The following is a 20,815-nucleotide window of genomic DNA, read 5'->3' as shown; positions in this document are numbered from 1 at the left end:
GCCGGGGGCGCTCCCGCGGGGCGCCGGGGGCGCTCCCGCTGGGCGCGTGCGGGCGAAGCCGGTTCGGCCGAGGCTCAGTCGGCCGAACCGGCGTCTTTCTGCATTCTGCACCACCGGCCTGTGCGACGGCCGGTGAACTACTTCGACCGGTACCGGCGCATCTTCGCGCGGGCCCCGCAGACCTGCATCGAGCACCAGCGGCCCCGGCCGGCCGGACTGCGGTCGTAGTACGCCCAGTGGCAGGTGACGGCCTCGCACGCCTTCAGCCGGGTCCAGGTGCCCTCGACGAGCGCCTGCGCCACGGCGGCCGCCGTACGGGCGAGCAGCGGGGCCCCGCCCGCCGCCGGGGCGAGCCGGGCCGCGCCGTCGTGGGCGTCGACCGTCACCAGCAGGGGCGCCGCGGCGAGCAGGTCGCTCAGCGGGGTCACCGCGCGGTGCGGCGGGTGGCCCGCGTGGGCCAGCAGGGCGGCGCGCAGGGACTCCCGCAGCTCGCGGGCGTGCGCCGCCTCGCCTTCGGCGATCCCGAACCTCGCCCGGCCCTCCGCGGTGTCCAGCGTGTCCGCGCCGGACTCGACGTCCAGCGTGTTCACCAGGGCCTCGACCAGGGCCAGGTCGCCGGGCGCGGCCGATCGCTCACTCATGCTTGCGACGTTACCGCCGATACGGGAGTATGCAGTAACCGTTACTGGTTACCGGCGTCTATGGGTAACCGGTGAGCAGGCAACTTCGACTCGAGGAGGAGCGTCATGGCTCTCGCCGAACTGGGCGTCGTCGTTCTGGACTGTCCCGACCCGCGCGCGCTGGCCGGTTTCTACGCCGAGGTGCTGGGCGGCAGCACGGAGGGCGACGGCGACTGGGTCGATCTGAAGCTGCCCGACGGCCGGTCGCTGGCCTTCCAGGCCGCCCCCGGGTTCACTCCGCCCGCCTGGCCCGCGCCCGAGCACTCGCAGCAGTTCCACCTGGATCTGACGGTGGGGGACCTGGACGCGGCCGAACGCGGCGTGCTGGCCCTCGGCGCGAAGCCGCTGGACGCCGAGGACCGCTCGCGCGGCTGGCGTGTGTACGCCGATCCGGCCGGGCACCCGTTCTGCCTGTGCTCGTGCTGACCGCCAGGAGGGTTCCATGCCGCCCGTAGCCCGTTTCCGTTCGGTCGTCCTCGACTGTCCCGATCCGCGCGCGCTCGCCGGGTTCTACTCGGCGGTCCTGGGCGGCTCCCTGGACGCCGCCGAGGGCGAGGCGGGCGAGGACGACTGGATCGTCCTGCGCGTCCCCGAGGGACCCAGGATCGCCTTCCAGCAGGTGGAGGGGTACACCCCGCCGGAGTGGCCGCGCGCTGACCGCAACCCGCAGCAGTTCCACCTGGACCTCGACGGCGGCGCCACCTGGGAGGAGATGGACGCCGCCCACGAGCGGGTGCTGGCGCTGGGCGCCCGCCCGCTGGATCTGGAGGACCGGGAGAAGAAGGACTTCATGGTGTACGCCGACCCGGCCGGGCATCCGTTCTGCCTCTGCCGCATCGAACACGCGTGAACCGGGCGGCCCGGGCGGTCCAGGCGGCCTGAGCGGCCTGGCAGACGGCGCGGGCCGCGTACCGCGAGGCCGCGTAGGTTGCGAAGCCGCGTAGGCCGCAAGGCCGCGTAGGCCGCGTAGGCCGCGTAGGCCGCGTAGGCCGCGTAGGCCGCGTAGGCCGCGTAGGCCGCGTAGGCCGCGTAGGCCGCGTAGGCCGCGTGCGGGTGTGTACGTCGGGTCAGGCGTCCAGGTGGCCGTCCAGCTGGGCGATGCCCGCCGTCGGCGGCTCCCGGCGGTCGCGGGCCGCCCGGGCCGCGAAGTCGGCCGTGCGCAGAACGCGTTGCATGTTGCCCCAGGTCAGCAGGGCGATGTCGGTCTCCGGCCAGCCTCGGTCCAGCAGCTCGGCGATCAGGTGCGGGTAGCCGGAGGCGTCGGCGAGGCCCTGCGGGTGGGCGGCGCCGGAGTCGTAGGTGCCGGACAGGCCGACGCAGTCCGGGCCGGCGATCGCGCGGACGTGGTCGAGGTGGTCGGCCACGTCCCGGACGCTCGGACCGGTCTGCTCGGCGATCAGCGGCACCATGCACAGCCCCTTGGCGGCGCCCAGCTCGGCGAGCAGCCCGTCGGGCAGGTTGCCGGGGTGCGGGCGCAGCGCGCGGGCTGCGGAGCGGGTGCACAGCACCGGCGTCTTGGAGAGCGCCAGCACCCGGCCGATCGTGGCGTCGGAGGCGCCGGAGAGGTCGGCCAGCACCCCGACCCGGTTCATCTCGCGCACGACCTCCTCGCCGAACCGGGTCAGCCCCGCCTCACCCGCCCACGAGGCGCCGACGAGGGTCAGGACGCGCAGCCCGAGGGTGTGCAGCGACCGCAGGATGCCGAGGGAGCCGTCCAGCGCGGCGGCCGTGGCCGGGCCCAGCACGACGGCCACCCGGCCGCAGTGGTGGGCGTCGATGACCTGCCCGGCGCTGAGCGCCAGCCGCAGCCCCTCGGGATGGGCGGCGATCACCGCCCGGGCGTGGTCCAGTTCCTCCAGGGTCGCCCCGACGGCCCGTTCGGCGGCGAGGCCCTCGGGCGGATGCAGCGACCACAGCAGCGCGCCGACATGGCCCTCCCGCAGCCGGGGCACGTCCGTGTCGACGGCGCTCTCGCCGAGCTGGAGGTCGTACCAGGGCAGGTGCCGCAGGGCCCATGGCAGTCCGCTGTAGCCGTCGGCGACGGGGTGGGCGGCGAGGAGGGCCCGGGCGCGCTCCAACGGGCTGCCTTCCGGCTCCCGCTCCCGCTCGGGCTCCGGCCGCGGTTCCCGCCCGGGCTCGGGCCCCGGTCCCGGTTCCCGCCCGGACTCCCGCTGCACGGCCCTCGGGGCGGCGGCGTCGGACTCCTCGGTCGCGCTCGTCCCGCGTGTGTACGGGGCGGCCTGGGAAGGGGCCGTCTGCGCCTCGTCGGCCGGCTCGCCGGCCTCGGGAAGAGGCCGCAGTTCGTCCTGGAGGTCGGCCATGACGGTCTCCGTACGTCGATCAGCAGTACGGTCACCGTCGCACGGGGGGCGGCGTTCTTCCCGGTGGACAGGGCGTTCGGGGGTACGCGGGCGAGGACGGCCGCCCCCGCCCGCGTCGGACGGGGTCAGCCGTCCAGCGACCCGATCGTCGCGTGGGACGCCGCCCGCGTGGTCTGCAGGTCCCGGGCCACGTCCTCCGCCGCGCCCAGGACGCGCACCGCGTTCTGCCAGGTCAGCTTGGCGAGGTCGGCGGCCGACCAGCCGCGGTCGAGGAGCTCCGCGATCAGGCGGGGATACCCGGAGACGTCGTTCAGCCCTTCAGGGGTGAAGGCCGTGCCGTCGTAGTCGCCGCCGATGCCGAGATGGTCGACGCCGGCCGCCTCGCGCATGTGGTCGAGGTGGTCGGCGACCGTGGAGACGGTGGCGATCGGCCGGGGGCGGGTCTCCTCGAAGGCCCGGTGCACCTTCATCGCCTCGGGGGTGGTGTCGAGGTGGTGGAAACCGTGGTCGCGCATGTTGTCGTCGGCCGCGGCCGTCCAGTCGACCGCCTCCTGCAGGACGAACTTCGGCACGAACGTCACCATCGCCATGCCGCCGTTGGCGGGCAGCCGCTCCAGGACGTCGTCCGGGATGTTGCGCGGGTGGTCGCAGACCGCGCGCGCGGAGGAGTGGGAGAAGATCACCGGCGCGCTCGTCGCGTCGAGCGCGTCCCGCATGGTGGTCGCCGCCACGTGCGAGAGGTCGACCAGCATGCCCTCGCGGTTCATCTCGCGCACGACCTCGCGGCCGAAGGCCGTCAGACCGCCGGCGGCGGGCTCGTCGGTCGCGGAGTCCGCCCAGTCCACGTTGTCGTTGTGGGTGAGCGTCAGGTAGCGCACGCCGAGCGCGTACAGCCCGCGCAGCGTGCCCAGCGAGTTGGCGATGGAGTGACCGCCCTCCGCGCCCATCAGCGAGGCGATCCGGCCCTCCGCGCGCGCGGCCTCCATGTCGGCGGCCGTCAGCGCCGCACGCAGGTCGCGCGGGTGGCGGGCGACGAGCCGCCGGACGCAGTCGATCTGCTCCAGCGTCGCCGGGACCGCGTCGGGCAGGTCCGAGCGCACGTACACCGACCAGTACTGCGCGCCGACCCCGCCCGCGCGCAGCCGGGGGATGTCGGTGTGCAGGTGGGCGTGCTGGTCGGCGGCGATGTCGCGGGCGTCGAGGTCGTAGCGGACCTGTTCGCGCAGCGCCCAGGGCAGGTCGTTGTGGCCGTCGGCGACCGGGAACTCGCGCAGGAGCTCGCGGGCGGCGGCCAGTGAGGTCGGCTCGCTCACGTCGCCCGTCACTTCCCGAAGCCGAAGCCGTTCGCGCCCTCGACCTTGGCGCGCAGGCGCTTGCCCTTCTCGGTGGCCTGTTCGCCCAGCTCCTGCTGGAACTCGCGCATCCGGGCGAGCAGCTCCTCGTCGTGCGCGGCGAGGATGCGGGCGGCCAGCAGGCCGGCGTTGCGCGCGCCGCCCACGGAGACGGTCGCGACGGGCACGCCGGCCGGCATCTGCACGATGGACAGCAGGCTGTCCATGCCGTCCAGGTACTTCAGGGGCACGGGCACGCCGATCACCGGCAGCGGGGTGACGGAGGCGAGCATGCCGGGCAGGTGGGCCGCACCGCCGGCGCCCGCGATGATCGCCTTGAGTCCGCGCCCGTCCGCCTGCTCGCCGTACGCGATCATCTCGCGCGGCATGCGGTGCGCCGAGACGACGTCGACCTCGTACGCGATCTCGAACTCGTCGAGGGCCTGGGCTGCGGCCTCCATGACGGGCCAGTCGCTGTCCGACCCCATGACGATGCCTACGACAGGGCTCATTCGGTGATCGTGCCTCTCAGGTAACCGGCTGCGTGACGTGCCCGCTCGAGGACGTCGTCCAGGTCGTCGCCGTAGGTGTTGACGTGGCCGACCTTGCGGCCGGGCTTCACGTCCTTGCCGTACATGTGGATCTTCAGCTGGGGGTCGCGGGCCATGCAGTGCAGGTACGCGGAGTACATGTCCGGGTAGTCGCCGCCGAGGACGTTGACCATGACCGTCCACCTGGCCCGCGGGCGCGGGTCGCCGAGCGGGAGGTCCAGGACGGCGCGGACGTGGTTGGCGAACTGCGAGGTGATCGCGCCGTCCATCGACCAGTGGCCCGAGTTGTGCGGGCGCATCGCCAGTTCGTTGACGAGGATGCGGCCGTCGCGGGTCTGGAACAGCTCGACCGCGAGGTGGCCCACGACGCCCAGTTCCTTGGCGATGCTGAGGGCCATCTCCTCGGCCCGCAGCGCGAGGGCCTCGTCCAGGCCGGGGGCGGGCGCTATCACCGTGTCGCAGACGCCGCCGACCTGCTGCGACTCGACGACCGGGTAAGCGACCGCCTGGCCGTGCGGGGAGCGCACGACGTTGGCGGCGAGCTCGCGGACGTAGTCGACCTTCTCCTCGGCCAGCACCGGGACGCCGGCCCGGAAGGGGTCCTCAGCCTCCTCGGCGGAGTCGACGACCCACACGCCCTTGCCGTCGTAACCGCCGCGGACGGTCTTCAGGACCACCGGGAAGCCGTCGCCCTCGGCCGCGAAGGCGGCCACGTCGGCCGGGTCGGTCACGATCCGGTGCCGTGGGCACGGGACGCCGATCGCGTCGAGTCTGGCGCGCATCACCCCCTTGTCCTGGGCGTGCACCAGCGCGTCGGGGCCCGGGCGGACGGGGATGCCGTCCGCCTCCAGAGCCCGGAGATGCTCGGTGGGAACGTGTTCGTGATCGAAGGTGATCACGTCGCACCCGCGCGCGAACTCGCGGAGCGTGTCGAGATCGCGATAGTCGCCGATGACGACATCGCTCACGACCTGCGCCGCGGAATCCTGTGGGGTGTCACTGAGGAGCTTGAACCTGATGCCGAGCGGGATGCCCGCCTCGTGTGTCATACGAGCGAGCTGGCCCCCGCCGACCATGCCGACTACCGGGAACGTCACGCCCCCAGGATATCGGCCACGCCGCCGCGGCCGGATCCCGCGCCTCTTACCGGGGCCTTTCCCTGCTCATACCCGCCGTATCACCGCATCTGCCCCGTCGGGGGCGGTCCGGTGAGCGGGACCACAGGAAACCGGCAAGAGTGGTGGTTAGCATGGCTGGGTTGACGAAACCGAACCCGGACGGGGGCCTGTACGACCATGGCGCATGGTTCCTCGGGGCTGAAGAGGCTCGTTCACGAGCTGGCCAAGTTCGGAGCCGTGGGCGGCGCGGGACTGCTGGTCAACCTCGGCGTGTTCAACCTCGTCCGCCATCTCACCGATCTGCAGGTGGTGCGGGCGAGCGTGCTGGCGACCGTCGTGTCGATCGTCTTCAACTACGTGGGGTTCCGTTACTTCACCTATCGTGACCGCGACAAGGGCGGGCGCACGAGGGAACTGACGCTGTTCATGGCGTTCAGCGCGGTCGGCCTGGTGATCGAGAACGGGCTGCTCTTCACCGCGACGTACGGCTTCGGCTGGGACAGCCCGCTGCAGAACAACGTGTTCAAGTTCGTCGGCATCGGGGTCGCGACGCTGTTCCGGTTCTGGTCCTACCGCACGTGGGTCTTCCGGGCGCTGCCCGTGACGGAGCCCGTGCCCGGCGCGGAGCCGTTCCGCGCGGTGGCCGAGCAGGCCAGGAGGCCCGCGCCGAAGACGTCGCAGCGGGTCGGCTGAGCCTGCCGGGGCTGCGGGAGCCGTCGAGCCCGCGGGGGCTGCCGAGCCGGGCAGGGGCCCGCCGCTCTCACGTGACGGCCGGCTCCCGGCCGCTCACTCCACGGCCGGCTCCCGGTCGCTCACCCGGCGGTCGGCCGCCCGTCGCTCATCTGACGGTCGGCTCCTCGTCGTTCGCCGTGCGCGTCTGCGGGGCCGTGCGGGACAGGAACAGACCGAAGACCGGGGGCTGCGCCTGGAGCATCTCCAGACGGCCGCCGTCCGCCTCGGCCAGGTCGCGGGCCACGGCCAGGCCGATGCCGGTGGAGTTGCGGCCGCTGATCGCCCGCTCGAAGATGCGGGCCCCCAGGTCGGCGGGGACGCCCGGCCCCTCGTCGGTCACCTCGACGACGGCCTGGTTGCCGATGACCCGGGTCCGCAGCGCCACCGTGCCGCCGCCGTGCATGAGGGAGTTCTCGATCAGGGCGGCCAGGACCTGGGCGACCGCGCCGGGCGTGCCCACCGCGCGCAGATGGCGTTTGCCGGAGCTGACGATGGCCCGGCCGTCGCCGCGGTAGGCGGGCCGCCACTCGGCGAGCTGCTGCTGGATGACCTCGTCGAGGTCGAAGGTGACGGCAGAGCCGGTACGCGGGTCCCGGGCGTTGGTCAGAAGGCGTTCCACGACGTCCGTCAGGCGCTCCACCTGGGTCAGCGCGATCGTGGCCTCCTCCTTCACCGTGTCGGGGTCGTCGGTGAGGGTGATCTCCTCCAGGCGCATCGACAGGGCCGTCAGAGGGGTGCGCAGCTGGTGGGAGGCGTCCGCCGCGAGCCGGCGTTCGGCGGTGAGCATGCGGGCGATGCGCTCCGCGGAGGAGTCGAGGACGTCGGCGACCCGGTCCAGCTCGGGAACGGCGTACCGCTTGTGGCGGGGGCGCGGGTCGCCGGAGCCGAGGCGTTCGGCCGTCTCGGCGAGGTCGGTCAGGGGGGAGGCGAGGCGGTTGGCCTGGCGGATGGCCAGCAGGACCGCGGCGACCACCGCGAGCATGGCCACGAGGGCGATGATCAGCAGGGTGCGGCCGACCTCCCGGGTCACCGTGGAGCGCGGCTCCTGGACCAGGACGGTCTCGCCCTCCTCACCCCTGGCCTGCGCCCTGATGACGTCGCCGGTGGGCTTGGTCCCGACCTCGATGACCGGCCGGCCGGGGATGCGGATCTCGGCGTAACGGTCCTGCGTGACCTGGTCGCGCAGTATCGCCGGGGTGACGTTCTCCGAGCCGACCAGCCGGCTGTCCACGATGCTGGCCAGCCGCAGCGCCTCGGAGTCGACCCGTTCCTGGGCGCTGTTGCTGATCGTGCGGGTCTCGACGATGACCAGGGACACCCCGAACACCGCGATGACGACGAGCACCACGGCGAGGGTGGACTGAATGAGACGGCGACGCACGGTGCCCTCCGGGGCGGTGACATGACGAGAGCGGTTTGCACAGCGCCCTCACGGGGCGCGGGGAACTGCGCGACCGGCCCCCGCCGGCCGAGGGACGCGCATCCCGCACCGGCCGTGCCGATGGTGACGCGCGTCGTCCGGCCTGCCCCGGGGGAGCGGTCAGCTCTTCTCGAAGCGGAAGCCCACACCTCGTACGGTGGCGATGTAACGGGGGTTGGCCGCGTCGTCGCCGAGCTTCTTGCGCAGCCAGGAGATGTGCATGTCCAGGGTCTTGGTCGACGACCACCAGGTGGTGTCCCACACCTCGCGCATCAGCTGGTCGCGGGTGACGACCCGGCCCGCGTCGCGCACCAGGACCCGCAGCAGGTCGAACTCCTTGGCGGTGAGCTGGAGTTCCTCCTCGCCCATCCACGCGCGGTGCGACTCCACGTCGATGCGCACGCCGTGCGTGGCGGGCGGCTGCTGCGGTTCGGACGCGCCGCGCCGCAGCAGGGCCCGGACCCGGGCGAGCAGCTCGGCCAGCCGGAAGGGCTTGGTGACGTAGTCGTCCGCGCCCGCGTCCAGGCCGACGACGGTGTCCACCTCGTCGGCGCGCGCGGTCAGGATCAGGATCGGAATGGCGTGGCCCTCGGAGCGCAGCCGCCGGGCCACCTCCAGGCCGTCCATGCCGGGCAGACCGAGGTCCAGCACGACCAGGTCGACGCCGCCCTGCATTCCGGCGTCCAGCGCGGTGGGGCCGTCCTCGCGCACCTCGACCTCGTAGCCTTCCCTGCGCAGTGCGCGGGCCAGCGGCTCCGAGATGGACGCGTCGTCCTCGGCGAGCAGTACTCGGGTCATGAGCTGATGGTAGTCCGCGGCGGGCGACCGTCGAAGTGTGATCGCCCACGCGGTTTCTTACCCCGGACATGCCGGACAGTCCGGCGGCCGGTCGGGCGCCGCAGGACCGGCGATGTTGGTACGGACCTGCGGTCGAGGGATGGCATCCTGGTGCAGACCTTCGAAGTGCCGCCCCCGGTTCCATGATCACCTGTGATCCGTGTCTCAAGTCCTTCCATATGCGGCGTTGTGCTGCCGTATGGTGAGAGAACGCCTGTAGTACACAAGGACCCTTGGCGGTCGGCATGACGCTGAGGGTCTCTTCTGTGTGCGGGCCGGTCCGCCGGCCTCGACAAGGAACGACCTGTGGCCGGGCCCCCGAGGAGGGGGCGTGGATCCCGGTGATCGCCGTCCACCGCTTCGCGACCCGGAGCGGACTCCCCCGGGCGTAGGGGTGGGCGACGCGGTCCGCCGGCGCCGGCCGGCCCCCACCGGGCGCGCGAGCTCTCGCGGCGCGTCCCGACCAGCAAGGAACGACATGGCGTCCAGCCTGACGAAGGACTCGGTCCGCCCGGGCACCCCCGGCTCCGGGAAGACCTTCTTCGGCCACCCCCGCGGACTGGCCACTCTCTTCATGACCGAGATGTGGGAGCGTTTCTCCTACTACGGCATGCGGGCCCTGCTCCCGCTGTACCTGGTCGCCCCCGGCGGCCTGCACCTCAGCGCCGCGACGGCGACCGCAATCTACTCGGTCTACCTGTCGCTCGTGTACCTGCTCGCCCTGCCCGGCGGCTGGTTCGCGGACCGCGTGCTCGGTCCCCGCAAGACGGTCGCCGTCGCCGGCGCGATCATCATGCTCGGCCATCTGACCCTCGCGCTGCCGAACGCCGGCACCTTCTACGCGGGTCTCGGTCTCGTCGCCATCGGCTCCGGCCTGCTCAAGGCCAACATCTCCACGATGGTCGGCCACCTCTACGACGGGCCCGACGACCCGCGCCGCGACGGCGGCTTCACGCTGTTCTACATCGGCATCAACCTGGGCGCGTTCGCCGCGCCGCTGATCATCGGCACCATCGGCGAGAACGTCAACTGGCACCTCGGCTTCGCGCTCGCCGCACTCGGCATGGGCCTCGGCCTCACCCAGTTCCTCCTCGGCGGCCGCCATCTGAGCGCCCGCTCGGACGTCGTCCCCACGCCGCTGTCGGCGCAGGAGAAGGCCGCCACGCTGCGCAAGGCCGCGTTCTGGGCGGCCGTCGCGATCGTCTTCTACGCCGTCGTGGGCGTCTCCGGCGTCTACACGCTGAACTGGCTGCTGGTGCCGATCACGGTGGCCGGCCTGGTCATCCCGGTGCTCGTCATCGCCCGGATGAAGCGCGACAAGGAGCTGGACCGCGCCGAGCAGTCCAAGCTCACTGCGTACGTCTGGTTCTTCGTCGCCGCGGCCGTGTTCTGGATGATCTACGACCAGGGCGGCTCGACGCTGTCCCTGTTCGCGGAGTCCTCGGCGAAGAACAGCGTCTTCGGCTGGGACTTCCCGGTCTCCTGGTACCAGTCGGTCAACCCGGTCCTGATCATGGCCCTGGCCCCGCTCTTCGCCTGGGCCTGGCTGGCGCTGGCCCGGCGCGGCAAGGAGCCGAGCACCGCGACGAAGTTCGCGATGGGCCTCGTCCTGGTCGGCGCGTCGTTCTTCCTGTTCCTGGCCCCGCTGGCGATCGCCGAGGGCGGTCACAAGGCGGCCGCGCTGTGGCTTGCGGCGATCTACTTCGTGCAGACCGTCGGCGAGCTGACCCTCTCCCCCGTCGGTCTGTCCGTCACCACGAAGATGGCCCCCGCGAAGTACGCCTCGCAGATGATGGGCGTCTGGTTCCTGGCCGTCACCGCGGGCGACGCCACGACCGGCCTGCTGTCCATCGCCGGCGTCGACCTCAACAAGACGGGCATCGTGGCCCTGGAGGCCGTGCTCGCCGTCCTCGCCGGCGCGGCGGTGTGGATGTACCGCAAGAAGGTCAAGGAGCTCATGGGGGACGTGCACTGACGTCCGCTCCCGTGCCGACGGAGGGCCGCCGCACCCGTGTGGGTGCGGCGGCCCTCCGTCGTCGTTCCGTCGTCGTTCCGGCTCGGCTCAGCTCGCCCTCCTCCTGGGCATGAAGGTGAACACCGCGCCGCCCAGCAGGATCGCCGTGCCCGCCACCAGGCCCAGCGCCTTCAGAGCGCCGTGGTCGCCGGAGCCCGTCTCCGCGAGACCGCCGCTCGTCGACGTCGACCCGCCCGAGGACGACGAGCCGCCGCCGGACGCGCCGCTCGCCTGTTGCGCGGTGTCCAGCGTGAGGGAGACGGCCGTGCTGTCCGGAGTGCAGGTGGTGGTCGTGCCCATGGCCTCGACGGTGAGGACACCCGGGGAGAGCGTGGACTCACCGGTCGCGCCGGGCTTGTAGACGCCCTTGAGGTCCGGGATCAGGATGGGGCTGTTCTGCGGGATCGGCGCGGCGTTCAGCGGGCCTTCCACCCTCACCGACCCCTTGTCCGCGCCGCCCAGCACGACCTGCAGGATCGGCTTCACCTTGCCGGCCGGGATCGCGATGGGGCTGTCCATGACCGATTTCTTGAACTGCACGGTGAGGTCGTAACTCCCGTTGTTCTTCCTGGCGTTGATCTGGATGGGCGAGGTCGCCTTCTTCACGCCGATCGGCGACTGGCAGGTGTAGGGGATGTCGACGACCTTGCCGGTGAAGTCGGTCGCGCCGCTGTCGCCCGTCGCGGACGCCGACGGGGTGGCGCTGGGCGTGGACGACGCGCTCGACGACGGTGACCGGCTCTGCGAGGGGGTGGTGGACGTGCTCGGCGAGGACGACCCCGATCCCGAACTCCCCGATCCCGCCGTCACGGTGATGGTCGCCGCCGGCTGGACGGTCTCCGTCGGCGCGCACTTGGTGTCGGTCGACAGCGCGTTGACGACGTAGGCGTCCGGCGTCAGCGTCACCTGTCCGGCCGCCGTCAGCTTCAGCGTGCCCTTCATGTCGGACAGCGTCATCGCGCCGCCCTTGGGGATCGCCGGGTTCTGCCGGGTCCCCTGCATCGCGATGTCCGCGCTCTGCGCGCCGGCCGCCTTGAGAGTGCCGGACGGCTGCACCGAGTTCGCGGGCAGGTCGATGATGTCGGGGTTCTTCGACGCGGCCTGGGTGAACTTCCAGACGACGTCGACGGTGTCGCCGACCTTCGCCGTGGCCGGCGCGCTGATCTCGACCTTGGTGGTGCCGTTGACGTCGGGCAGGCCGATGCCTGAGGGCGGTACGCACTTGGTGGCGTAGGCGACCTCCGCGGCCTGTGCCGGTGCGGCGGTCACGCCCAGCAGGACGGCCGCCCCGGTGAGCATGACGGCGGCGCCCGCGACGGCCGCTCGCTTCCGGGCGGGCGCCCGCTCGGAGGGTATGGCTCTCTCACTCACGTGGATCCCTTCCTGTGGGGAGTCGTGGGGCTCGGTGAACTCGTGGGATGCGTGGGATGCGTGGGGGGCGGAGGAGCGGCGGAGGCCGCCGGAGGAGTGGGAGTCGCAGGACCTACGGGAGTCGCGGGACTCGCGGGACTCGCGGAGGGCGCGGGAGCGGTGGGGGGCGCGGGACTCACGGGAGTCACGGAGGACGCCGGAGTGGTGAAGCTCGTCGGGGGCCCCGGTCGGTCGTCGTGGGGTGCGGAGGGCCGGACCGTTGCGCCCGGAGCGCCGTCCGGGGTGAACCACGGCAGGGTCGCGTGCGACAGGACGGCAGGCTCGGGCCCCGGAACGGCCCCCGGGGCGGGCCGCAGGCGTCCCGGACGGCGGGCGCGGGCCGGCCGTCCGGCCGCCGGGCGGGGACGCACCCGGTCCACCACGGCCATCCCCGTGCGGAAGAGAGCCGCCGGCACCACCAGGCAGAGCAGGATCCAGAAGAGGGTCACGCCCCAGGGGCGGCCGACGCCCCACGGCTGCTCGGCGAGGACCTTCCCGCCGTACTCGAGGGAGACGGTGTAGTCGCCGTGGGCGCCGGCGGCGAGCTCCACGGGCAGCTCGACGCGGGCCTTCCCGCCGGGGCGGATCGTGCCGTGCCACTGGCGCTCGTCCCACTGTGGGGCGAACACCCCGTGCGCGGCGCCGACGCGGAAGACGGGGTTCTCGACGGGACCGGTGCCCACGTTGCCGACGGTGAAGACGAGCGTGCGGGAGGGCGGCGCGCCGAACCAGGTGAGCAGACCGCCGGAACCCTCGAGCCGGGTGTCGGTGAGCACCGACAGCCGTCCGCCGGTCGTCGCCGCGGGCAGCGGCCGGACGGGGTGCCCGGCCACCTGGAACACCGCGTCGGCCTGTGCCTTCGCTCCGGTCGCGGTGGCCGCGTGCACCACGCACGGACAGGGCGCCGGCGGTTCGGCCACCGGCAGCGGCCGGCTGAAGCGGCCGTCGGCGTCGGTGGTGACGGCCCGGCCGTCGGCGTTGGCGCACGAGTTGGTCCCGCCGACGACGCCCCGGGCCGGTGTCGCCTGCCCGCAGATCAGCAGCATCACCAGCGTGCGCGGCCGCCAACCGCTGCCGTTGACGGTGACCGAACCGCCCGCGCCCGCCTGGGCGGTGGAGAGCGTCACGGCCGGCTTGTCGGCGGCGGCCGCTGGACCGGCCGCCGGCAGCGACAGGAACGGCAGGAGCAGGAGCAGGGCCGGAAACAGGAACAGGAACCGGAACAGGGACGGGCGCACGGCCTGCGGCGTCGCCGTCACCGTGCTGCGCGGCTTGCCTCTCACGCCGGCGCTCCTCTCGACTCGGCTTGCGCGGCGGCCGGGCGGCGCCCGCGTCGTCGTACGGCCACGACGACGGCCCCCCCCGACAGCGCCCCGGACGCCGTGCCCGCCGTCGCGGCCCACGGCACGAAACGGGCCGACGCATGCCCGGTGGCCGGCGCCGCGCCCGGAGCGGTGACCGTCAGGCGCACGGTGACCGCGTCCAGGGCGGGACGGTCCGGCCAGGGCTCGTCGAGGACGAGGCGGCGGCCCGGCGGTAGCCGGACGGGCAGGGTGCGCGGGGCCCGGTCGAGGACGGCCCCGAGGACGCCGTCGGCGTGCACGGCGAGCTGCGGGACGAGGACCGTGGTGCCTCGGTTGACCAGCTCGTATGTGATGCGGTCGCCGTGCACGGCCACCCGCTCGACGGTCAGCGCGGCCAGCCGCGGACCGCCGACCCGGACCAGCAGCGGCACGGCGGCCTCCCGGCCGGCCGCGTCCCGCACGACGATCCCGCCGGCGACGTCGCCGGGCCGGGCGTCCGCCGGGACCGTCACCGTGAAGGGGACCTCGGCGCGGGTGCGTGCGGGCACGGCGAGGGCGGCCGGCCCGGCGAAGACGACACGCAGACCGGCGCCGGCCGCCCTCAGCCGTACGGTGAGCGGCCCGGCGCCCCGGTTGGTGACGGCCACCGTGTCCTGGAGCACCGCGCCGGGCGCGCCCTCGCAGTAGAAGGACGGCCGCCCGTCTCCCGAGGGCGCCGCCGCCCAGCCCCCGCCGGATTCCGCGGGCGCGGCGGCGAGCAGCAGGGGCAGGGTCAGCAGCAGGACCAGTGGCAGGGACAGCAGCGGGGCGCGGGCTGCGGGGTACGGCATCGGCGGCTCCAGCACTCGGGCGCGGGGTGCGGTGCGGTCAGTGGCGGGTGCGCGCCGGCTGGTTGCGCCGGGTCAGCCACAGGGCGCCCGCCGCGCCGGCGAGCAGGACGGTGCCGCCGAGGGTGCCGAGGGCGATCGCGGAGTCCTCGGGGCCGGTCTGCGGGAGATCGCCGCCGGAACCGCCGGAGCCCGTCGTCCCGCCCGAGCCGGTGCCGCCGCCGGAACCGCCGCCGCCCGCCGCCGTCACGTCGAGGGTGAGGGACGGGCCCGGGGTTTTGGAGGGCGTGCACGTGGTGGTCGTGCCGAGCGCCTTGATGGTGAGCACGCCGGCCGTGAAAGTGACCTTGCCGGACTTCTTCGGCGTGTAGGTGCCGCTGAGGTCGTTGATCTTGATGGGGGTGTTCTCGGGGATCGCGGCCTGGTTGGCGGGGCCGGTGACGTCCAGGGTGCCGCTGTCGGCGCCGCCCAGCTTGACGGTGGCGCTCGGCTTCATGGAACCGGCGCCGAGTTCGACCGGGCTGGAGGACACGCCCTTCTGCCAGGACATGGTGATCCGGTAACCGTCACCGCTCTTGGCGGCCTTGATGTCGATGGGCGAGACGGCGCTCTTTTCGCCGATCGGGGTATTGCAGCCGTAGTTGACGTTCACGACCTCGGCCACGGCCGCGGGGGCGGCCGTCCAGACCACCGCCGCGCCGGCCAGGGCCGCGGCAGTCGCGAGCGCGGTGGTTCGCTTCCGGTTCGACACGGTCCCGTCCCCTCACTCCCACCGCCCCGCCTTTACTGACGAGGCATCAGATTGAGCCGTCAAGGTACGCCCGGGGCGATGAGGAGGGAAGAGAAGGCACGCGCCGGAGTTACGCCGATCCGGCCCGGGGGTTCAGCGGGCCCGGAGGAGGGCGGGAGCCCCCCAGCGCCGGAGGACCTCGGGGACGGCGACCGTCCCGTCGCAACGCTGATGCTGCTCGAGGAGGGCCGGCAGCAGGCGGCTGGTGGCCAGCCCCGACGCGTTGAGCGTGTGCACGTACCGCGGTTTTCCGCCGTCGGCCGGACGGTAGCGGATCAGGCCGCGCCGGGCCTGGTAGTCGCGGGCGTTCGACACCGAGCTGACCTCGGCGTAGGCGCCGAGGCTCGGAAGCCAGACCTCGACGTCGTACGTCTTCGCCTGGGCCGGGCTGGTGTCCCCGGCGGCGAGCTTGACCACACGATGGTGCAGCCCCAGTCCCGCCACCGATTCCTCCGCGCGGGCGAGGAGTTCACGCTGCGCGGCCGCCGAGTCCTCGGGCCGGACGTACTGCACCATCTCCACCTTGTTGAACTGGTGGCCGCGCAGCGTCCCGCGCTCCGCCGTGCGGTAGCCGCCGGCCTCCTTGCGATAACAGGGCGTGTACGAAACGTACTTGAGCGGCAGGTCCCGTTCGTCGAGGGTCTCGCCGCGGTGCAGCGAGACGAGGGCGGTCTCGGCGGTGGGCAGCAGGAATCGCTCCGGGCGGCCGTCCGCGCGACGCTCGGTGACGTACACCTCGTCGGCGAACTTGGGGAACTGACCGGCCGTGTACCCGGCCTCCCAGGCGAGCTGGTGCGGCGGCAGCACGAACTCGTAGCCCGCCCGGCGGTGCATGTCGAGGAAGTGGTTGAGCAGTGCCCATTCCAGGGCGGCGCCCGCGCCCCGGTAGACCCAGTTGCCGCTGCCGGCGAGTGCGACGCCGCGCCGGTGGTCGACGAGGCCGAGCTCCTCGGTGAGCGTGACGTGGTCCTTGGCCGGGAAGCCGGGCACGGGAGGCTCGCCGGCGGTCCGGACGACCTCGTTGCCCTCCTTGCCGCCGGCCGGGACGTCGTCGTCGGGGAGGTTGGGCAGGGCGTCGAGGACGTCCTGGTGACGCCGGGCGAGCAGGGCGAAGGCGGCCTCGGCCTCGGCGACCCGGTCGGCCAGCCGTGCGGCGTCGGCCAGCAGCCCGGCGACGTCCTGCGGCACGGCTGCCGCCCCGGCGTCGGCCCGCCGGTGTGCGGCGATCTCCGACGAGACGCGTCGGCGCTCGGCACGCAGCCGCTCCACTGCGGCGTGGGCCTCGCGGAACTCCGCGTCCAGGGCGAGGAAGGCGGGCAGGCCTGCGTCGACGCCGCGCTTGCGCAGGGCGTCGCGGACCCGGTCGGGATGCCGTCGGATGAGGGTGACGTCGAGCATGGTGCGCGCTCCGTCCGGTACGCCGGAGCGGCACGTGCCGCCCCGGGGCTGGCCCCTCGGGGCGTGGGCGAGAGGGTGCTCGCGGTGCCACCACGCCTTCACCGCCGGCCCGCCCGCCCGGCCGACGGACAGTCGCCTGTCGGCCGCCGGGAAGAGGGACGCCGGTCTCGTTCGGGCCCGGTGACGGGGGCCGGCCGGCGGGGCATTTCCTCCCCGCACTCGGGAGCGGATTCGGTCGGGGACGCGAGACCGCCTTCACACCGACCGGCAGCTCTCTCGACTCGCGGACCCCGGCCTACTTGCCTCCGTCAGCGCGTTGCCGACGAGGGTAGAGCGGGACCGCACCGGCACGCCAACGGGTTTCGGCGACGGCGCCCGAGGGGCCGGACCGGCTCGGGCGGGCCCCGGACCGGCCTGGGGGTCAGGCCGGGGCGCCCAGTTCCGCCCAGACCGTCTTGCCTGCGAGGCCGGGAGCGCGGACGACGCCCCAGTCGAGGCAGAGGCGCTGCACGATGAACATGCCGTGTCCGCCCGGGCGGCCCGCGCGGTGCGGGGTGCGGGGCGCCGGCTGTCCGGTGCCGCGGTCGGAGACCTCGACGCGGATCACCTTCTTGTCGCAGCCGAGGACCAGCCCGTCCGGTCCGTCGGCGTGCAGGCACGCGTTGGTGACCAGCTCGGAGACGACGAGCAGCACGTCCTCGGCGGCGGCCCGCTGGTCGGCGGTGGCGGCGGGCAGCCAGCCCCAGGCGTACAGCGCCTGCCGGGCGAAGTCGCGGGCGAGCGGGACGACGCCGCTGGCGTCCTCGAAGCTCAGTCTGCGTACCTGAGGGCCGCCGGACGACGCGGAGGCCACGGCTGCCGTGCCTCCTCCGGACGCACCGGCCTCCTGCGGGCCCCCTTGGGACGCCCCGGAAGCGCCGCTGGGCTCCGGGCCGCGGTCGCCCGGCGAGTAAGGCCGGGTGGTGCTCATCAGCGCTTCACCTCACCGATTCCCCGATTCAACCGGTTCACAGTTCAACAGTCGATCACTACAGTCTGTACGTAGCCGAACGGCGTGTGTGTCGGCGTCACCGCCGACATGTTCGGGTTCAGGATGTCTCCTGCCCGGGGGAACCGGCGGAACACCCCCCGCCTTCGCCCCGTTTCCACCCGATTCGGACGGACGGCGAAGCTCAGCCGTCTCCGTCACGCTCGCCGTCGTCGTCCGCGAGGGCCGCCTCCACCGTGTCGTGCACGGTGAACACCGCGTCGGCGCCGGTGATCTCGAAGACCCGCGCCACCACGGGCTGCATGCCGGCCAGATGGACTCCGCCACCGGCCGCCTCCGCCTTCAGGCGGGCGCCGAGGAGCACGTTGAGTCCGGTGGAGTCGCAGAACTCCAGGCGCGCGCAGTCCACCACCAGCCGGCTGAGGCCCCTGGAAAGGCAGTCGTCGAGTGGCTCACGCAACAGATCGGCCGTGTGGTGATCCAACTCACCTGCCGGGGTCACCACGGCACTGGAGCCTTCCTGCCGCACCTCGACCAGAAGCCGGCCAGACTGTGCGCTGCCGACCGTCCCGCGGTCCATGCCGTCTCTCTCCCGGGGTCGTGTACTGGTTGCTGACGCTCTCGCACCTTACGCCCTCGACCCGCGACCTCACACCTGAACAATCGCACACAAACGGACACAACCATACAAAATGCACTTGCGATCGGTCAAGTAAAGCGGGTAGGGCTAGGGGGAACACGTACCCGACCCGGCCGGCTATGGAGGCGCCGCACACCGAAGTGCGCTCACTGGCATCGGCAGCCATACGCCGAGAACGATGGAGGACTCATGTCACCCCGGCTCGACGCACCGCATACCCGCGGAGCGACGTCGACACCCCCTCCGGAACTGAAAAGTCTGGAACCCATCGCCCAGCACGCGGTGCAGGACGTCGACCCCACCGACCTCCTCGCCGGACTCCCGGACATCCCCCCGTACGACGAGATCGCACCCGTCGACGCGCGGGCCCTGTCCAAGACCCTGTTCGCGCGGCTCGAGTCCCTCGAAGAGGGCACGCACGCGTACTCGTACGTCCGCAACACCCTCGTCGAACTGAACCTCGCGCTGGTCAAGTTCGCCGCCTCCCGGTTCCGCTCCCGCAGCGAGCCGATGGAGGACATCATCCAGGTCGGCACCATCGGCCTGATCAAGGCGATCGACCGTTTCGAGCTCTCGCGCGGCGTCGAGTTCCCGACCTTCGCGATGCCAACCATCATCGGCGAGATCAAACGGTTCTTCCGTGACACCTCGTGGTCGGTGCGCGTCCCGCGCCGGCTCCAGGAGCTGCGGCTCGACCTCGCCAAGGCGGGCGACGAGCTGGCCCAGAAGCTCGACCGGGCGCCCACCGTCGCGGAACTGGCCGAACGCCTCGGCCTCTCCCGCGACGAGGTCGTCGAGGGCATGGCCGCGTCGAACGCGTACACCGCCTCGTCGCTGGACGCGCAGCCCGAGGAGGACGACTCGGAAGGCGCCCTCGCCGACCGCATCGGATACGAGGACCACGGGCTCGAAGGCATCGAGTACGTCGAGTCGCTGAAGCCGATGATCGCCGAACTTCCCTCCCGTGACCGCCAGATCCTCTCCCTCCGCTTCGTCGCGGGTCTCACCCAGTCGGAGATCGGCGAGGAACTCGGCATCTCGCAGATGCACGTGTCGCGGCTGCTGTCGCGCACGCTGGTGCGGCTGCGGAAGGGCCTGACGCTCGAGGAGTAGGCCCACGGGCCGCGGTGCGAACAGCAGCGCCGGTCTCACCGGTGTCCACCGGACACCGGTGCCGTCCGCGTCCGGGCGATCAGCCGCTGAGCGATCGCCCGGGCGCGGACGTCGGCATGTCGCCGGTCCCCAGCCCAGCCGACAGACCGCAGAGACCGCAGAGACCGCAGACCACACGGAACCGGGTCTGCTCCTGTCCTCATGGTGAAATCCGCTGGCCGGATTCCCGGCGATGGCTACGCTGGCCCAGCCCTCTGACCAGCAGCGCCGCTGGGCCAGCCGCGTCACCTGCTCACGAGGAGCCCCGTGACCGTCTCCCCTGCCTCCTCCGGCTCCCCTGCCTCCTCTGGCTCTCCTGGCTCCTCTGGCTCTCCTGGCTCCTCCGCTGTCTCCCGAATCGGCCGGTTCGCCGACGTCCCCGTGCTGCTGGTCGCCGTCGTGTGGGGGTCCAGCTACCTCGCCGCCAAGGGCGTCACGACGGCGGACACCGTGCTCGCCGTGCTGGTGCTGCGGTTCGCCGTGGTGCTGCCGGTGCTGGCGGCCGTCGGGTGGCGGCGGCTGCGCGCGCTGAGCGGCGCACAACTGCGAGGGGCCGGACTGCTGGGGCTGATTCTCGCCGTGATCTTCCTGCTGGAGACGTACGGCGTCGTCCACACCTCCGCCACGAACGCCGGTCTGATCATCAGCCTGACCATGGTCTTCACCCCCCTCGCCGAGAGCCGGGTGCGCCGGGTGCGGCTGCCGGGCGCGTTCCTGGCGGCCGCCGGCCTGTCGGTGGCGGGCGTGGCCCTGCTGACGCAGGGGGCCGGGTTCACCGCTCCGTCGGGCGGTGACCTGCTGATGCTGGGTGCGGCCGTGGTCCGGACCGTGCACGTGCTGGCCATGGCGCGGATGGAGTCGGTGCGCGGCGCGGACGCTCTGTCCCTCACGACCGTGCAACTGGGCGGCGCCGTGGCTGTGTTCGCCGTGCTGGTGGCCCTGCCGGGGACGGGCGCCTCGCCCTGGGCCGCCGCGGCGGACTTCGACGCCGGGGACTGGGCCGGCCTGGTCTACCTGTCCGTCTTCTGCACCCTGTTCGCGTTCTTCGTGCAGATGTGGGCCGTCCGCCGTACCTCTCCGTCCCGCGTCAGCCTGCTGCTGGGGACCGAGCCGGTGTGGGCTGCGGCCGTGGGCATCGCGCTCGCCGGGGACCGGCCGGGACGGCTCGGGTTCGCGGGCGCGCTGCTGGTGCTCGTCGGCACGGCGTGGGGGCGGGCAGCGGCAGACCGGGGGCAGGCAGCGGCAGACCGGGGGCAGGCAGCGGCGGACCGGGGGCAGGCAGCGGCAGGCCGGGGGCGGGCT

General features: G+C 73.0%; 20 protein-coding genes. 6 read left to right on the top strand and 14 right to left on the bottom strand.

Features of this window, described 5'->3' with window-relative positions:
* Positions 1-137: 137 nt before the first annotated feature.
* Entirely contained in the window at positions 138-641 is a 504-nt protein-coding gene (locus ACN6LD_RS11420; RefSeq protein ID WP_445043054.1) for a CGNR zinc finger domain-containing protein, read from the bottom strand.
* A gap of 105 nt (positions 642-746) precedes the next feature.
* Between ACN6LD_RS11420 and ACN6LD_RS11415 the strand changes: the two genes are divergently transcribed.
* Complete coding sequence (locus ACN6LD_RS11415) at positions 747-1,106, top strand: VOC family protein (protein ID WP_319190850.1); 360 nt, start codon at positions 747-749, stop codon at positions 1,104-1,106.
* A 16-nt stretch (positions 1,107-1,122) separates the two neighbouring features.
* Positions 1,123-1,530 (top strand): VOC family protein, encoded by a 408-nt coding sequence (locus ACN6LD_RS11410; protein ID WP_445043053.1) that lies wholly within the window; start codon positions 1,123-1,125, stop codon positions 1,528-1,530.
* A 217-nt stretch (positions 1,531-1,747) separates the two neighbouring features.
* Here ACN6LD_RS11410 and ACN6LD_RS11405 read toward each other — a convergent pair whose 3' ends face one another.
* From ACN6LD_RS11405 to ACN6LD_RS11390, 4 genes are all read right to left on the bottom strand, one after another.
* The gene (locus ACN6LD_RS11405; RefSeq protein WP_445043052.1) at positions 1,748-3,001 is read right to left on the bottom strand and encodes a dipeptidase; all 1,254 of its coding nucleotides are present in this window, start codon (positions 2,999-3,001) and stop codon (positions 1,748-1,750) included.
* Between the two features lie 125 nt (positions 3,002-3,126).
* Positions 3,127-4,314: a dipeptidase gene (locus ACN6LD_RS11400; RefSeq protein ID WP_319190844.1), complete on the bottom strand. Its 1,188-nt coding sequence runs from the start codon at positions 4,312-4,314 to the stop codon at positions 3,127-3,129.
* Positions 4,315-4,322: 8 nt separating this feature from the next.
* Complete coding sequence (purE, locus tag ACN6LD_RS11395; RefSeq protein WP_266721368.1) at positions 4,323-4,844, bottom strand: 5-(carboxyamino)imidazole ribonucleotide mutase; 522 nt, start codon at positions 4,842-4,844, stop codon at positions 4,323-4,325.
* On the bottom strand, positions 4,841-5,980 hold the full coding sequence (locus tag ACN6LD_RS11390; protein ID WP_319190840.1) for a 5-(carboxyamino)imidazole ribonucleotide synthase: 1,140 nt from the start codon (positions 5,978-5,980) through the stop codon (positions 4,841-4,843). Before ACN6LD_RS11390 ends, purE begins: the two co-directional genes overlap by 4 nt.
* A 198-nt stretch (positions 5,981-6,178) precedes the next feature.
* On the opposite strand from ACN6LD_RS11390, the gene ACN6LD_RS11385 reads away from it, so the two are divergent.
* Positions 6,179-6,694 carry a GtrA family protein gene (locus ACN6LD_RS11385; protein WP_319190839.1) on the top strand — a complete coding sequence of 172 codons (516 nt, stop codon included), beginning with the start codon at positions 6,179-6,181 and terminating at the stop codon, positions 6,692-6,694.
* A 145-nt stretch (positions 6,695-6,839) separates the two neighbouring features.
* Here ACN6LD_RS11385 and ACN6LD_RS11380 read toward each other — a convergent pair whose 3' ends face one another.
* Positions 6,840-8,114, bottom strand: coding sequence for an ATP-binding protein (locus tag ACN6LD_RS11380; protein WP_319190837.1), 1,275 nt, complete (start codon positions 8,112-8,114; stop codon positions 6,840-6,842).
* 159 nt (positions 8,115-8,273) lie between these two features.
* Complete coding sequence (locus tag ACN6LD_RS11375) at positions 8,274-8,951, bottom strand: response regulator transcription factor (protein ID WP_020128522.1); 678 nt, start codon at positions 8,949-8,951, stop codon at positions 8,274-8,276.
* A 517-nt stretch (positions 8,952-9,468) separates the two neighbouring features.
* Here ACN6LD_RS11375 and ACN6LD_RS11370 point away from each other — a divergent pair.
* A complete protein-coding gene (locus tag ACN6LD_RS11370) occupies positions 9,469-10,965 on the top strand; it encodes an oligopeptide:H+ symporter (RefSeq protein ID WP_319190835.1) in 1,497 nt (498 codons plus the stop codon).
* An 87-nt stretch (positions 10,966-11,052) separates the two neighbouring features.
* On the opposite strand, the gene ACN6LD_RS11365 is transcribed toward ACN6LD_RS11370, so the two are convergent.
* From ACN6LD_RS11365 to ACN6LD_RS11335, 7 genes are all read right to left on the bottom strand, one after another.
* Entirely contained in the window at positions 11,053-12,303 is a 1,251-nt protein-coding gene (locus ACN6LD_RS11365; RefSeq protein ID WP_445043074.1) for a hypothetical protein, read from the bottom strand.
* A gap of 68 nt (positions 12,304-12,371) precedes the next feature.
* Complete coding sequence (locus ACN6LD_RS11360) at positions 12,372-13,628, bottom strand: hypothetical protein (RefSeq protein WP_445043073.1); 1,257 nt, start codon at positions 13,626-13,628, stop codon at positions 12,372-12,374.
* A gap of 65 nt (positions 13,629-13,693) precedes the next feature.
* Positions 13,694-14,548 (bottom strand): COG1470 family protein, encoded by an 855-nt coding sequence (locus ACN6LD_RS11355; RefSeq protein ID WP_445043051.1) that lies wholly within the window; start codon positions 14,546-14,548, stop codon positions 13,694-13,696.
* Positions 14,549-14,585: 37 nt separating this feature from the next.
* Complete coding sequence (locus tag ACN6LD_RS11350; protein ID WP_319190831.1) at positions 14,586-15,296, bottom strand: LPXTG cell wall anchor domain-containing protein; 711 nt, start codon at positions 15,294-15,296, stop codon at positions 14,586-14,588.
* Between the two features lie 132 nt (positions 15,297-15,428).
* Entirely contained in the window at positions 15,429-16,733 is a 1,305-nt protein-coding gene (gene serS / locus ACN6LD_RS11345; RefSeq protein ID WP_445043050.1) for a serine--tRNA ligase, read from the bottom strand.
* Between the two features lie 421 nt (positions 16,734-17,154).
* Entirely contained in the window at positions 17,155-17,703 is a 549-nt protein-coding gene (locus ACN6LD_RS11340) for an ATP-binding protein (protein ID WP_057578560.1), read from the bottom strand.
* A gap of 202 nt (positions 17,704-17,905) precedes the next feature.
* Positions 17,906-18,301 (bottom strand): STAS domain-containing protein, encoded by a 396-nt coding sequence (locus ACN6LD_RS11335; RefSeq protein WP_319190827.1) that lies wholly within the window; start codon positions 18,299-18,301, stop codon positions 17,906-17,908.
* Between the two features lie 249 nt (positions 18,302-18,550).
* Here ACN6LD_RS11335 and ACN6LD_RS11330 point away from each other — a divergent pair, with 249 nt between their 5' ends.
* Together ACN6LD_RS11330 and ACN6LD_RS11325 are read left to right on the top strand one after the other, a co-directional pair.
* A complete protein-coding gene (locus tag ACN6LD_RS11330; protein ID WP_107443617.1) occupies positions 18,551-19,474 on the top strand; it encodes an RNA polymerase sigma factor SigF in 924 nt (307 codons plus the stop codon).
* Positions 19,475-19,870: 396 nt separating this feature from the next.
* The coding region (locus tag ACN6LD_RS11325) for a DMT family transporter (protein ID WP_445043072.1) at positions 19,871-20,815 on the top strand (945 nt) is incomplete at its 3' end.

It is taken from the genome of Streptomyces sp. SAS_272, assembly GCF_052543235.1.
Note: the sequence above shows the minus strand (reverse complement) of the source record. Positions and strands in the feature narration are given on the sequence as shown.